Here is a 12,727-nt window from a genome sequence, read left to right as displayed (position 1 = left end):
GACCCGTCAACCCGTTAAACATTGGTTGGAGAACCCGGATCATTTGGGTTATATTGCCTGCAAACCGAACGGATCGTACCGGCTCCAATACTTATGTTAAAACCAGCCTTTCAACAGGACGACGCCTTACTGACGGATATCGAAGCAGCCCGAAGCCAGCCCGACAGGCTCCATATCTGGTGGCTCGGCCAAAGTGGTTTTCTGCTTCAGCACAAAGGAACTCAGCTATTGTTCGATCCCTATCTGTCGGATTCGCTGAGCCGTAAATATGCCGATACGGATAAGCCGCATGTCCGTCTGTCAGAGCGCGTTGTGGACCCCGGTCGGCTCACGGGCATCGACCTGGTCACCTCCAGCCATAATCATACCGATCACCTCGACGCCGAAACGTTATTGCCGCTGATGGCGGCTAACCCGGCCGTGCAGTTCGTTATCCCCGAAGCGAACCGGAACTTCATTGCCGACCGACTTAAAACAGATCCGAACTGGCCAATCGGCTTAACCGACGGGCAATCCATTACCGTTGACGGGGTGGTGATTCACGGCGTCCCGGCGGCCCATAATGAGATCGAACGCGACGCTGAGGGCCGGTGTACGTTCATGGGCTTCGTGGCCGAGATGGGAGGCTTTCGGATTTATCATTCCGGCGATACACTCTGGTACGATGGTATGGTGGATGTACTGCGCCCGTTCGCGGTCGATGTGGCGTTTCTGCCCATTAACGGAAACAAACCCGAACGGCGTGTGGCGGGGAACCTGAACCCTGATGAAGCCGCCCGGCTGGGCCGCGACATAGGAGCGAAATTAGTAATCCCGCATCATTACGATCTGTTCGAATTCAACACCGCCGACCCCGCTGATTTTGTACAAGCCTGCGAGCAATACGGAACGCCGTACCGGGTGATGCAGCTTGGGGAGAAGGTGAGTATAGGTCGGTAGAACCGGCATCCCGCTCGCTTATGTCAGATATACCCTTCACTGCCATGAAAAACGCGCTGTTTCTGTGCTTTCTGACTGTTTCGCCCCTGCTGGCGCAAACGGATACGACCAAAGCTGGCCGACCCAACTTCAAGATTGAGGTGGTGGATAACCAGATCAGTATTGGCTATGGCATGGCGATTGGCGACGTTGACGGCGACCGGCAACCCGATATTCTGCTGGCCGACCAGAAAGAAATTGTCTGGTACAAAAATCCGGGGCGCCCGGCACAGGGGCGCCCCTCAGCCGGGCGCCCGGTACAGGATACTAAAACGGACGGCTGGAAACGGTACGTAATGGCGGCCAACCTGACCCCGCAGGACAATGTATGCATTGCCGCCCGCGATCTGGACGGCGACGGCCGGGTAGAAGTAGCCGTTGGGGCAGGCTGGAACCCCGCCGAAACCGTCGACAGCACCAAATCGGGAGCCGTTTTTTACCTCCTTCGTCCGCAGGACCCCACCCAGCGTTGGGAACCCATTCGGCTGCCGCACGAAGTGACCACCCACCGCATGCGCTGGGCACAGGTAGGCAAGACCAACTACCAGTTGATCGTCGTTCCGCTGCACGGCTTGGGGAATAAGAACGGCGAAGGTCGTGGCGTCCGGATTTGGGGGTACGAATTTCCCAAAGACCTGCGCAGCGTCTGGAAACGGCATCTGGTGGATTCAACCATGCACCTGACCCACAACCTTGAGATTTGGGAAGATGGCGACAATGGATCGGCAACGGGGCTGATCATTGCCAGTAAAGAGGGCGGCAACATTTTTCAGTGGCGGAAAAAGAAATGGCGTTCGGTCGATACCGAGTCGGCTAACAACGCCTTGCCCATGCTGACCAACGATGTAGCCGGTATTGGCGAAATCAGGCGGCTCGATAAGGGGAAGAGCATAGCTACCATACAGCCCATGCACGGCAATCTGCTTCAGGTTGAAACCGGAAATTATTCGATAAAAAAAATAACCAACAGGAACGACGAGAAACAGATCAGCGTGCTCTCCGATATGTTCAGCCAGGGGCATGCGCTCGTGTGTGGCGACTTTCTGGGTACGGGCCGTGACCAGATCATTGCGGGCTGGCGTAATCCAAATGCCGAGAAGAAAGTCGGTATTCGCCTGTTCAACCCTGAGGACCGGATTAATCCCATCGGGTATATACTGGACGACAGTGTTCGAATGGCCTGCGAAGACCTGCAAGCCGCCGACCTCGATGGCGATGGCGATCTGGACATCATTGCCTCGGGAAGGGCTACGCTGAACGTGTTGATCTACTGGAACCAGCGGATAAATCCGCACTGATTTTTACGTAAGATATAAAAATCAGAACCATCCGTCCAGCCACCGTGCATTTCCATTCATCCCTGATACCGGATCAGCAGAATGATCGAGGCCAGGCCAAGTACGATACCGACGATGTCGCGGGGGGTGATCTTTTCGTCGAAGAACAACTGGCTTAGCACCATGCTCAGCGCAATGGCCAGCAGCGAATGGATCAGGCCGATGGTGAACAGCTTGAACGTGCGCATGACGTAGAACCAACCGATGGCCGTGGCTCCGTAAATCAGGCCACCCAGCAGCAGCTGCTTCCAGCCCATCCAGCCATTTTGTAGAGAAGCTTTCTTAATGAAGTAATCGCCCAGCACGGAAATCAGCTCAAGGCCCAGTACGATGAGAAGCCACTTTAGTCGTTCGTTCATGGTTATGCAGTAAGCTGTAGGTTCGGAGGGTAGCCAGAAACGTGTCATTTTCTGTCGACTGGACGTCCAGAAGCGGTTGCGGGTAAGCATTCAGGGCGGGGGCAATTTCGGCTAGGGTCAGGCGCAAATCCGCCCGGAATGAGTTCTGCTGCGTCACTACGCCCCGGCAGTTGGGTGCGCCACATCGGCAGGTAAACGACTCGAAATGACCGTAATAACTGTAATAATCCTCGACGATCTCCTCACCAGCCTCAATCGTGCGCAGGGCAATGCTGATGTTGTCGAACTCCAGCAGACCCGTTGAATTGGGCGCACAGGCGTGATTTACATACTTGCCTTCGTCCCAGGGAATGATGACCCGGTTTTTGTTATCGAGGTAGCTGTAAATATTCAGTTTCTGGCGTTGTAAGGCGTCGAGGTCGAGGTACCGGTGAAGCGCCAGTTTCGCGTCGACATCGTCGATGATCCAGAGGATTTCTCCTCTCTCAAACCGTCGTCCGGCAAAAACGCCGAGTCCTTTGTGGGTACTTTTTACGTAAGTGTCGGGGTGAATCATAAGTCGAGAAAGCACCGGGATATAGGTACAGTGTTGACCGGCTTTACCTCATCAAACTATTGACAGGTGGTAGTCGGTATTATCAGGGCGGATGTGTTCAGTTGGTTTATAAGCCAGCCGCTTCCTGATCGCCCTTGCTTAACGGTGGGTAGATGTGGTTGACAATATAATCGCGACGGTTATTCGTATTAGTAACGAAAAAACTAAGCAAAATATCATCCTGATTTTTTATGCTGATCACTGGTCCTGAGATGGTTAAGGTGCGGGGTTTAAGCCTCGTATTGTCGGCGAGAACGGGCGATTCCGACTTGGCAGTGCCGCCCCTTTCGAGAGCGTCGATCGCAAAAAAAGTTAGTTTATCAGGACTTGCCTGAATCAGTTTTTTGTCCTCGATTCGTGTCTTGCTCGTTGGTCCTTCAGGCGCGTAAAAAACGAATTTGGCCCCCTTTTCAACTAAAAACCGGGTAACATCGGTGCGTTTTCCACTGGTTACATTGTACAGATACAGCTTACCTTGTTCAGAACCGGTTGGTGCGTTCATTGTATAGAGCACATGGTTCGCGCCGGTTTGCAGAATGGTTACCGCCGACAGGCGGACCGGTGATGCCTGTTTTGCAGGCTTGTTGAGGTTATAATGGACGATAGATGAGTCGATTGTTTGATACAACACCTGATCGGCCAGCGGGAAGGGAATGTACCTGACTACGTCAGTGGCAATCGGGTTTACCGACGGCTCTGGCTTTTCTAGATCAATGCTATAAAGGGTATATTTTTTACCCGCAGCTGACCGAGTCGACGAGGTGCTGATCAACAGTGTCGATTCGGCCTGATTAACGATTAGCGCATCAATCCGAACTCTGGGAAGCAACTGGGAAGGGGAGAAAGATTTCTCCGCCTGTAGATCATGGATCGTCAACCGCCCATTGATACTGATCGTTAGCAGGTAGCGGCCTCTGGGTGAGAATCGGGCCTCTACCGTGTTGGTGTATGTGGACACCAGCCGACTCCCTTGCAAATCGAGCAACTCGAACCGGTTTTGATCCGGTATTCTGATTAAAACTGAGTCGCCGGTAGACGAGAATTGCAGATCATGCAGGCTGAAATCCAGGATAGACGACGTAAGTTTCTCGAAAAGCGAATCCTGACGGCTATCTGCCTTCAGGTCGAACAGGTGAGCATGACCACTCGAGTCAATAACCGCCAGCCGGTTTCCGTTGGGAGCCAGTAGAACCGGCTTAAAGGGATACACATAGTTTTCTGCTTTTACAGGACCGGTCATCATTGAGCGGCCATATGCCGTACACAATGGGTAATAGTTCGGGCCTTTGGGAAACACTTTAGCGTTGGCGTTCAGATCGAAAACCTGTAGCAGGCTATCGTGTTTGAAGAGGATCAGGTGATTATGCTGCAAGTGGAGTTTCGTTGCCGACATGGCATTGATCTGGGGCATGTCCATGTCTTTATAGAAGGAGTCGAATTTAACGAACGTCGAGTCGGCCGGTGAAAATCGCCATACCTCAAAGGTGTTATTCTGAAACAGGCTGGCTACGTACTGAATGCTGTCGTGCTGTGTGGTAAACTGCGTGGTCGCGCCGGAAAAAGGAGCAAACCAATGGGCGGCTCGCCTGTCGACACGATCATTGCGGTAGAAGGGTATCCACCAGACCAGGTCGCGGCTACTTTCCCAGAGCCTGTAGGCCATTCGCTGATTCCCTGCATTATATTCATCCACAGCCCAGTCCCGGTTTGCCTGGGCCAGATTCATATGGCCATTCGCCAGAAACCAGAGGGCCGAAAAGATGGCCAGAATGGCGACCGAAATGGCAATGGCGAGTTTCAGCGATAGGCGCTGAAACCGCTTTCGTTGCTTTTCTTCGCGGGCAAATTTCAGCTCCTGCTCCCGTTGTTTCTCCGCCTGTGCAATTTTCTCGGCCCAAACCGCTTTTCGGTTTAGCCAGACGGTTATCAGCTTTTTTACTTTTTCAACGGGCTCAATCAGGGTATCGTGGCTCAACTCATAGGTACGGCCCAGGTGGGTATCGTCGGCCCGGATAAGGCGTACTTCAATGAGTTTATTGATCAGTCGGTCGGCTGTTGCATCATCGCCCAGCGTCTTACGCATTTTCATAGCCGCCAGTCCTACGCGGTGGCCATCGACAAGGAGGTCATTTTCCAGGACAAGGCGTACTTTTTCAATTTCCTGCTGCGTGCCAATTTGCCGCAATTGATTCCGGTAGAACTTATCCAGGATTCGATTTATACTTTTCTTGTCTTTAATAATATCGGGTCCGACAACAGGCTCTCCTCCGCGGGCCAACTTCTCTTTTATTTTATTTTCAATGTAGTTGCAAACGATCTGAAGCTGCGAACTCTCAATTTCACAGATTTCCTCCCGATAGGTCGATTGGTTCGTCGACGCTGTACGATCAGCTTCTTTGTCGCGGCTTAACTGCCCGATGATCAATTCGCGGGTGCCTTCGTTGTAGGTGAATTTGGGCGTCGAGAACTGGCCGTCGGCCTGGGCAGGGCGTTCGATCGCTTCGCGGGCACAGTCATCCGACAGCGGAAGCAGCTCATACCGATTGCGTAAAATCATGGGAATCATCGGCTTCAGCTTATGCATCTCAAAAAGCCGGTCGGCCCGGATGGAAAACAGGCACTTTACCAGGGGCTGTTTGCTCCAGTCCATCATGTCCATCGTCCGGTCGTCGACATCGGTTTTCAAAAGCCATTGGATGATGCGGGCGGGCGACTGGTCGTTCATGAGCTCGGCGAGCTGCCCCATGAACGCATGCTGCTGAGTTTGGTCGAAAATAAACAGCTCTTCGAACTGATCGAATATAAATACCGGTATCGCCCCGTTGGGAAACGGGTGTGTTTTAATCTCTTCCCAAAGTTTTCGGGGGTGTGCGCCCGGCTGGTAGAACTGCTGAAAAGTGGCGGGTGGGGTTTGTCCATGCCAGGCCGCACGGAATTCGCCATGCAACTGGTTCAGGACAATGTTGAGCAGTTTGTTCTCAGAGAGAGCCGGGGGGCCTTCGGTTGGGTCGGCATCGTCCGGCCTGGCTATCTGCTGCTGAAACCGAACGGGAATTATCCGGTAATGGAGGGCTTCGAGTCGGGGGGTAAGCCCGGCGTTGAGCAGTGAACTTTTGCCTAAACCTGATTTGGCAAACAACACGGTAATCTGGTCCGCTCTGACCAGGTCGATCAGATCATCGATCTCTTTTTGCCGACCAAAAAAGAGGTGCTGCTCATCAGGGCTGAATGAGCGCAGACCGGGGTACCGATCCTGCAACGCATTGACATTAGGCGAATTCATGCGGGTGGCGGGTTTTATAACTCTTGATACTTTTGAACAAGCTGGCTTACGAATTTGCCTAAGTCGTTGGTTATGAAGTAGAATTTGAACTCTTCTTCGAAGAAATCCTGGTTGGCCGGCGTGACGACCATATTTTCCGGAAAGACCGAGAAGCCTCGCCCTTCCTGCCGACTGATGCCCAGCACGGTGCTGAACAGAATTTTGACGTACCACTGCTCGATGTCGAAACCCAGAAACAGGTAGTACTTCTGATCATCGAACTCAGCCTTGATCTTTTTATCGATGGCTGGCCGTTCGCGCAGGACTTTATCCATGAACTTGAGCAGCCTGCTTTCGGAAAGCATCATCGAGCCGGGTGCGTCAAACGAGCCAAGCAGGTTATAAAACAGTGTTTTGGGATCGTTGCCGCCGTTCAGCGGCCCATCCGGACTGTTCTGAATGGGTTGGGCGTCATTAACGAGGGTCTGGTTGTTTTCAAAGGAGTAATAGCGGTAGATGCAGCTATTGGGTTTTCGCTTTTCAATGGCCTGGTATAAATTCTTGTCGGGGTTGGTGTTGATAATAATGGGGAAATACAACTCTGCCAGCCGTTCGTAGATCCTGGGGTTATCATCCTGGTTATCGTAGTAAAATTTGCTGGCCCGCTGGCCCAGATCTTCGGGGGTGAAGGTGGGAATTTCGTTGTACCGCTGGGCAATGTAGCTGAGTTGCTCTTTCTTGGTCTCTTCAAAAAAGATGGGCTCCGGGCGTTGCTTGAGCTTGGCGGCCAACTCCTGCGAAAAGGCCCTGTCGAACGGAACGAGGTTGCCATCCTGGCTGCAAAGCAACAAACCCGGCCCTAGGAACAGCACGCATTGTTTGCTCTTGATCGCCCGGGCGAGCGTCTCGATCTGACGGCGGTGAGCATCCTGCAGCGTATCGAGCAGGTTGAGCAAAAACTGGTCTTTGTTCCCTCTTTCGTTGAGGCTGGTTACGAATTGAAGGAGTTTGATTAACAGATTTCCGTCTTTCACCACATCGGTGAGCACGTTTCCCCAGGCATCGAAGGCTTTGCCCGTCGATGGAATGTCACCCGCGCCCAGGTCAAGGGCGGCCACCATCACGCGTTTCCATTCTTCGGTCGTGGCATACAGGTTGCCTAACTTCACTTTCAGCTGAAAAAGGTATTTGGGCGACATGGCTTCAGGCGGATAGGGTTTCGAGGGCTTCTTTGATCCGGCGGCTGTCGATGCCTTCGTTGCGGTAGACCGCCTGACTAACGCCCGGTTCTTTGATCCATCCTCCGCTATGGTGAAGGGCGACAACCGCCCAACTGGAGTTGAACACCGGCGAGCCCGACGAACCCGGCAGGGTGTCGGTCAAATACTGCACCCGGGTCTCATCGGCGTAGGTAACGACATTGTGGTACAGGGCGATCTGCTTGGGGCCACCCGCCGGATGCTGGATAATGTTGACGAAATCATCCTTTTGCGGGGGCACATCGCTGAAGGTCAGCGCACCGTATTTGCGGTTGAGGTCGTCGGCTAATTTGACCAGCGTATAATCGAGGGTTTTATCCGTTTTGAAGTTCTTTGGACTGGCTTCCGGCAGCAGCGATACCTCTTCGGATACCAAGTCTACACCATCCCAGTTTTTCTGGAAATTGAACTGAACTTTGGCAGTACGGGCCGTTGCCAGATCGGGGATCACGTGATGGTTGGTAACGATGTAGTTGTCCTGTATCAGAAAACCCGTACCAGCCCCCTTGCCAATATCAATCCGGACAACCGCCTGTGCACATTGTAAACCCCGATCCAGAAAGCTGATGGGAAGCAGCGTGTTGACGCTGGACATGAGCTTTTCGAGGTGGTCGGGGCTTTCGGGTTCCTGCCAGCGCGCATCAGCCGACTCCGGCGATTCGATAATCGCCTTGCCGTCGATGTAGTTACTCAGAATGGTTTTTAGAAAATCATCTTTCTTGCCGCGCTCGTCGGAGGACGTCACCGTTTTCAGCAGGGCAATCAGCAGGTCATGGTTTCGAGCGCCCTTATCGATGGTGTTGGCGTAGTCCAGGATGTTGAACCAAACGGTTTTGATACCCCCTGAAAAGTCAATATCACCCGTATCGAACTCGGCTATTCTGGCTACCCGACGGGCGTCTTCTTCCGTGTAGTATAAGTCGGCAAGGCGGTAATTTAACGCAGTGAGTGTTTCATTCCAGGCCATGGTTGTAGGATGTGGTTAAGGCTGAGGGAAGACGTGGATCAGTCTATATCGGATAAGTCGTAGTTTACCACTTATCAGGAAACTCACGTATAAGTTAGCCTATAAATCAGCTGGATAGAGACAGGTAATTAGTAATCGGTAGGATTATTTATTAACGAAATAAGCGTACTGGTAAACGGTAAAGTTTATACTGAAGCCGAAAATGAAAAAGGCGGTCAGCCGGAGTGCAATGACCCCGGCTGACCGCCCTGTTACGGAAGTACTCTATCGCTTACTGATTTCCTAGCTGACCCGCCAGCGATTTCAAGGCCGAAGCCAGGCCTTCGAGTCGGTAGGCCAGGTCACCCTCCGGACCCATCATGGTGCTGAATTCGGTCGTTTGCGTAGCCAGCGTTTCCAGCACGCTGACCAGCTCCGCTGTATTGATCTGGTCACTCTTTAACTGCGTTTTCAGCTGCTCAAGCGTACTCGTAATGTCTTTTGTATTGTCCGCTTTGCTGATTTCAGCCAGCCATTGGTCAAGGATTCCTGTACCACTTTGTGGTGTCGTCGTGGCCAGGTCGCCCTCCAGAACATTCATGGTGGAGTCGAGCAATGTCGACGCTTCTTCGTGTGTAAACATATCAGAACTGATTGCTAAAGTTGCGCAGCGCGTGCGCCAACTGCGTAAGTTGATGGGCCGTTGATCCGTCTACGACCGGCTCATGCGATAACGTAGCCGTATGGCTGGCCATGCTGAGTAACAAATGGCGGATTTTCTCCAGGTCGTAGTCGCCCGTTTTGAGGTGGTCGCGCAGGGTGGTGATCTCACCCATGATCCGCTCGGCACCCACATCGCCGGGTAGGGCGTTTAGCCAGCCTTCCAGTAATAAGATGCCCTGTTCGGGCGAAATAGTTGCCAGATTGCCTTCACCGAAAGCGCCGAGGGTGTCGGTAAGCATTCTGTGTTCGAGTGTTGTTCCTGTTCCTTCCATCGTGAGTAGTAGTGAAGATTTCTTCGGTTTGGGTCGTTATCCCTAATGCCAGGTTATTGGGCGCGGCTAAGATTGCGAAGGATGACCGACAGACTCTCCAGACCGCCCGTCCAGGTGCCTTCGGAAGTTGGGCCTTCGGCTATTTCCTGTGCCTGATCGGCCAGGCTGCCCATCAGTTGCCGGACATATGATTCATCGGGTTGAGACGCCTGGAGCGCCGTCCGCAGCTCATTCAGGGAGCCTTTTAACTGATCGATGTTCGAGTCGCCATCCAGTGCCTGCAGCCAGCCGTCGAGGAGCATAACCCCCTGTGTGGCCGATATCGGGGCCTGGTTGTTGTCCCGAAACGCCGTGAGGGTATCGTTGAGCATCCCCTCTTCCAAAATATTTGATCCCAGCATGTTGTTGTTTGTGATTCGTTAGTAGTTAGCGCGTTACCGGATAGGGTAGTGAGTGGGAAAATCAAGAGCTCACGAACAAACAACCGGTCAAAGACCTGCCAGCGTGCGTAGCGTAAAAGCGACGTTATCCAGCTTGCCTTCGGTCTGTTCCTGCACGTTCCGGCTTTGGGCCACCAGAGCCGTATTGTCGGCCAGATTCAGCAGGAATCCCTTTACCCGGTCGGCATCGGGGGCTTCGCTAGTTAACTCAGCCCGAAGTTCTCTCAGGTCGTCTTCGATGAGTTGCGTAGCGGTGTTTCCGTCAATAACCCGCAGCCAGTTATCGATAAGCTCCACACCATCCTGTGGGGAGGCTAAAACCGTGTTATTATCGTCGGTGAGGTTGCTTGTTCGCTCAAACAACCGCTGATCCAATGCATGAGAAGGCATAGTTCGTTCAGGTTAGCAACAGCTTGTCAAAAACTTGCCCGAGGGCGCGTGATGGGCTGTTGGTGGTTTGTTGGTATATAAATAACCCGGTGAGAGCCGGTTTGTTCAGGTAGTTCAGCCATCAGGGCGCTTAGCCTGCCCACCCCGGCTCCTCTGTTTAGTACTGCGATCGGCCGCCCGACTGACTGTAATCCGTATCTCCGGCACCGCCCGAGATACCCATGCCCGACATCCGGTCGCCTGTGTCGCTGCGGGACCCTTGCGACGCGGCCGAGTTATCGCCGGGGCCAACTCGCGAGCTGCCCTCGTCGTTGCTTTCGTCGGGCGTGCGGGTGGGTTCCGAAGCTGCGTCGCTGCCGGTTATATCATCCCCATCGGCGGTTGGGCCGCTGCTGATGGTGCCGCCGTTTCGGTTTGTCAGGTCATCGGTCGATGCGTTGAACGCCGAAGCGCCCACACCGCTATGGGTCGACTCGCCCCCAACAGTACTGGTCATGGGGGCCTGCTCGCCGGATGTATCCCGCCTTGGCTTGCCGCTCAGCTGCTGGCTGAACCCCTGTAGGGCTTCGGACAGGGTGGTTAAACGGGGCTTGTTATCTGCATCGGCGGAGCTGGTGGTTTGCTTCGTCTGGTCGGATAAGGCTTTCAGGATTCGCTCCACATGTTCCCCGTTGGGGTTGCCGCTTTGTAACTCGACTTTCAGATTCCCCAGCGCGTCAACAATGGGGGAGTCTTTTGGCCCTTCGGCCTGTAGGAAGCTAAGCCAGCTATCGATCAGCGAAATGCCGTCGGTTGGCGATATAGCCGCCGTTTCGCCGTTGAAGGCATTCACTGTCAGGTTGATTAAGTTGGACGCGTGTTGATTCATGGCCATGTAAGGTCGTGTTTAAGATTGGCTGATTTGACTGGCTGCCTGCCGGTGCAGATTTTCCAGAACGGCAATCAACTGCGAAAGTTCTTCCTGTTCGGCACTGGCTTCGGCAGTGGTCGCTACGTTGCGGGTTTGCTCGATCAACTCCTGCAGTAACGACGCGATACGCTGGTTGTCGACTCGGTTGTAGCGCTGGGCGGTGTCGATTTCGGGGCGCAGCCGTTCGAGCGTTTCGGCAATGTCGTCGGTGGTTTCATCGCTGATGTCGTCGAGACGGGTCAGCCATTTGTCAATGATCGACAGGCCGCCGGTTGCGGTGGTTTCGTCAATGTTGCCATCAAACGTATTCACCGTTTCCTCAATGAGTGAGATCTGGTTCTGGTCTTTTGCAATCATGATTCAGTTTGTGGTTTTGTTGTACGTTTTTCAAGGGTCCTCAGGCCATTAACGGCAGTCAATCCGGTTGGTATTTGCTGATCGTGATGAGCTATACCGTTGAATCCATTAGTTTTGGAACTAACCCATGCATCCGGCGATTGTTCGGCAGATTGGGACAATGTTAGTTTCAGTCTACAGATTAACCCGAATGCATATGGATGCCACTCGTTTACAGCCCGAATTACACTACCAGTTTGCCCGTAGTGGGGGAGCGGGCGGGCAAAACGTCAATAAAGTAGCGACGAAAGCCGAGCTGCGTTTCGATGTCCGCAACTCACTTTTGCTCTCCGATGAAGAACGGGCGGTGCTGGAAGAAAAATTAGGGAATAAGCTGACGACCGAGGGCGAACTGATCCTGACCCATCAGACCGAGCGCACGCAGCTAGCCAACAAAGAAAAGGTAACGAAGAAGTTTTACCGGCTTATTGAAAAGGCTTTCGAGAAACCCAAACCCCGCAAAGCGACCAAGCCATCCAAAGCGGCCGTAGAGGAGCGCATTACGAAAAAGAAACTGAAGGGCGACGTGAAGGAGAAGCGCCGGAAGGTGGATTACTGACCCTATGCCGACCAGGCGTTGCAACGTATAGACATACAGGGCAAGAGCTTAATGGCCTCATGTTCAAGGCAAATACTTTTCTAATCCTGCTATCGGGCTTGACGACAGTAAGCTTGTGGGCAATGCCCAATTATTTTCCGAAAGTATTTAAATCTACCGATTAGGTTGGTAATAACAGTATTTCTCGATAGACTAGTCGGTAATTCATTGAGCATCAAAATTTTACAATTATCTTGGAAATCTAAAATTGCGTACAAACCTTTGCGCTTCCATTAGCAGTCAGATAAATAAAAACCAGTAA

General features: G+C 52.9%; 14 protein-coding genes. 3 read left to right on the top strand and 11 right to left on the bottom strand.

Features of this window, described 5'->3' with window-relative positions:
* Positions 1 to 93 precede the first annotated feature (93 nt).
* Positions 94 to 939 (top strand): MBL fold metallo-hydrolase, encoded by an 846-nt coding sequence (locus ACYVK4_RS02935; RefSeq protein WP_461125991.1) that lies wholly within the window; start codon positions 94 to 96, stop codon positions 937 to 939.
* A gap of 44 nt (positions 940 to 983) precedes the next feature.
* Positions 984 to 2,276, top strand: a complete 1,293-nt coding sequence (locus ACYVK4_RS02930) for an FG-GAP repeat domain-containing protein (RefSeq protein ID WP_461126652.1) — start codon at positions 984 to 986, stop codon at positions 2,274 to 2,276.
* Between the two features lie 56 nt (positions 2,277 to 2,332).
* Here the strand turns inward: ACYVK4_RS02930 and ACYVK4_RS02925 are convergent, their stop codons facing one another.
* The 11 genes from ACYVK4_RS02925 to ACYVK4_RS02875 form a co-directional block, all read right to left on the bottom strand.
* Entirely contained in the window at positions 2,333 to 2,674 is a 342-nt protein-coding gene (locus tag ACYVK4_RS02925; protein WP_461125990.1) for an EamA family transporter, read from the bottom strand.
* Positions 2,631 to 3,245 (bottom strand): SET domain-containing protein, encoded by a 615-nt coding sequence (locus ACYVK4_RS02920; RefSeq protein WP_461125989.1) that lies wholly within the window; start codon positions 3,243 to 3,245, stop codon positions 2,631 to 2,633. The genes ACYVK4_RS02925 and ACYVK4_RS02920 overlap by 44 nt, the downstream gene beginning before the upstream one ends.
* Positions 3,246 to 3,336: 91 nt before the next feature.
* The gene (locus tag ACYVK4_RS02915; RefSeq protein WP_461125988.1) at positions 3,337 to 6,552 is read right to left on the bottom strand and encodes an ATP-binding protein; all 3,216 of its coding nucleotides are present in this window, start codon (positions 6,550 to 6,552) and stop codon (positions 3,337 to 3,339) included.
* Between the two features lie 14 nt (positions 6,553 to 6,566).
* On the bottom strand, positions 6,567 to 7,730 hold the full coding sequence (locus ACYVK4_RS02910; RefSeq protein ID WP_461125987.1) for an SIR2 family protein: 1,164 nt from the start codon (positions 7,728 to 7,730) through the stop codon (positions 6,567 to 6,569).
* A gap of 4 nt (positions 7,731 to 7,734) precedes the next feature.
* Positions 7,735 to 8,757, bottom strand: a complete 1,023-nt coding sequence (locus ACYVK4_RS02905; protein ID WP_461125986.1) for a trypsin-like serine peptidase — start codon at positions 8,755 to 8,757, stop codon at positions 7,735 to 7,737.
* A gap of 271 nt (positions 8,758 to 9,028) precedes the next feature.
* Entirely contained in the window at positions 9,029 to 9,379 is a 351-nt protein-coding gene (locus ACYVK4_RS02900; RefSeq protein ID WP_461125985.1) for a hypothetical protein, read from the bottom strand.
* 1 nt (position 9,380) lies between these two features.
* Positions 9,381 to 9,731, bottom strand: a complete 351-nt coding sequence (locus ACYVK4_RS02895; protein ID WP_461125984.1) for a hypothetical protein — start codon at positions 9,729 to 9,731, stop codon at positions 9,381 to 9,383.
* Positions 9,732 to 9,784: 53 nt separating this feature from the next.
* The gene (locus ACYVK4_RS02890) at positions 9,785 to 10,132 is read right to left on the bottom strand and encodes a hypothetical protein (RefSeq protein ID WP_461125983.1); all 348 of its coding nucleotides are present in this window, start codon (positions 10,130 to 10,132) and stop codon (positions 9,785 to 9,787) included.
* An 87-nt stretch (positions 10,133 to 10,219) separates the two neighbouring features.
* A complete protein-coding gene (locus tag ACYVK4_RS02885) occupies positions 10,220 to 10,561 on the bottom strand; it encodes a hypothetical protein (protein WP_461125982.1) in 342 nt (113 codons plus the stop codon).
* Positions 10,562 to 10,718: 157 nt separating this feature from the next.
* On the bottom strand, positions 10,719 to 11,435 hold the full coding sequence (locus ACYVK4_RS02880) for a hypothetical protein (RefSeq protein WP_461125981.1): 717 nt from the start codon (positions 11,433 to 11,435) through the stop codon (positions 10,719 to 10,721).
* Between the two features lie 12 nt (positions 11,436 to 11,447).
* A complete protein-coding gene (locus ACYVK4_RS02875; RefSeq protein ID WP_461125980.1) occupies positions 11,448 to 11,828 on the bottom strand; it encodes a hypothetical protein in 381 nt (126 codons plus the stop codon).
* A gap of 196 nt (positions 11,829 to 12,024) precedes the next feature.
* Between ACYVK4_RS02875 and arfB the strand changes: the two genes are divergently transcribed.
* The gene (gene arfB, locus ACYVK4_RS02870) at positions 12,025 to 12,426 is read left to right on the top strand and encodes an alternative ribosome rescue aminoacyl-tRNA hydrolase ArfB (protein WP_461125979.1); all 402 of its coding nucleotides are present in this window, start codon (positions 12,025 to 12,027) and stop codon (positions 12,424 to 12,426) included.
* The last annotated feature ends 301 nt before the right edge of the window (positions 12,427 to 12,727 follow it).

Source organism: Spirosoma aerophilum, assembly GCF_054782495.1.
The sequence above is the reverse complement of the archived record's forward strand: the minus strand, read 5'-3'. Positions and strand labels throughout refer to the sequence as shown.

Bases quoted from the DNA above. Each gene is read 5' to 3' on its own strand.
- ACYVK4_RS02925 (WP_461125990.1), bottom strand. From the start codon at position 2,674: ATGAACGAACGACTAAAGTGGCTTCTCATCGTACTGGGCCTTGAGCTG.
- ACYVK4_RS02915 (WP_461125988.1), bottom strand. From the start codon at position 6,552: ATGAATTCGCCTAATGTCAATGCGTTGCAGGATCGGTACCCCGGTCTG.
- ACYVK4_RS02935 (WP_461125991.1), top strand. From the start codon at position 94: ATGTTAAAACCAGCCTTTCAACAGGACGACGCCTTACTGACGGATATC.
- ACYVK4_RS02875 (WP_461125980.1), bottom strand. From the start codon at position 11,828: ATGATTGCAAAAGACCAGAACCAGATCTCACTCATTGAGGAAACGGTG.
- ACYVK4_RS02895 (WP_461125984.1), bottom strand. From the start codon at position 9,731: ATGGAAGGAACAGGAACAACACTCGAACACAGAATGCTTACCGACACC.
- ACYVK4_RS02900 (WP_461125985.1), bottom strand. From the start codon at position 9,379: ATGTTTACACACGAAGAAGCGTCGACATTGCTCGACTCCACCATGAAT.
- ACYVK4_RS02890 (WP_461125983.1), bottom strand. From the start codon at position 10,132: ATGCTGGGATCAAATATTTTGGAAGAGGGGATGCTCAACGATACCCTC.
- ACYVK4_RS02930 (WP_461126652.1), top strand. From the start codon at position 984: ATGAAAAACGCGCTGTTTCTGTGCTTTCTGACTGTTTCGCCCCTGCTG.
- arfB (WP_461125979.1), top strand. From the start codon at position 12,025: ATGGATGCCACTCGTTTACAGCCCGAATTACACTACCAGTTTGCCCGT.
- ACYVK4_RS02910 (WP_461125987.1), bottom strand. From the start codon at position 7,730: ATGTCGCCCAAATACCTTTTTCAGCTGAAAGTGAAGTTAGGCAACCTG.
- ACYVK4_RS02905 (WP_461125986.1), bottom strand. From the start codon at position 8,757: ATGGCCTGGAATGAAACACTCACTGCGTTAAATTACCGCCTTGCCGAC.
- ACYVK4_RS02885 (WP_461125982.1), bottom strand. From the start codon at position 10,561: ATGCCTTCTCATGCATTGGATCAGCGGTTGTTTGAGCGAACAAGCAAC.
- ACYVK4_RS02880 (WP_461125981.1), bottom strand. From the start codon at position 11,435: ATGGCCATGAATCAACACGCGTCCAACTTAATCAACCTGACAGTGAAT.